This is a genomic window from Paraburkholderia sp. NMBU_R16 (assembly GCF_013282575.1).
Classification (GTDB): domain Bacteria; phylum Pseudomonadota; class Gammaproteobacteria; order Burkholderiales; family Burkholderiaceae; genus Trinickia.
The window spans coordinates 1-253 of the sequence record NZ_JAAAYE010000417.1 but is presented as its reverse complement, the minus strand read 5'-3'; the positions used below and the strand labels follow the sequence as shown (position 1 = coordinate 253).

1 pseudogene is annotated in these 253 nt (G+C 58.9%); it reads left to right on the top strand.

Annotated elements, in window-relative coordinates:
• Positions 1–54 precede the first annotated feature (54 nt).
• Positions 55–253: pseudogene (locus tag GWC77_RS29390) on the top strand (hypothetical protein); the annotation flags it as partial.

Here is a 253-nt window from a genome sequence, read left to right as displayed (position 1 = left end):
GGGCCATCTTCGGGATGTCATGCCGGCGCGCGGCGTTGTGCTTGTGGGGCATGCATGGGCTTCCAGCAGGACGGACCGCGATTCTATTACTCCCGTCTTTCGTTTGCCTATCCGTGCACCAACGCCTATAATCGCTGGATACGTAGCTTCGAACTCGCGAAAAGAATATCTGCCGTGAATAACCTGACGTCCCAACAGCCGCTTGCCGACGACGATTTCGCCCGGCTCGCCGGGTTTCTCGACTCCATCGGCG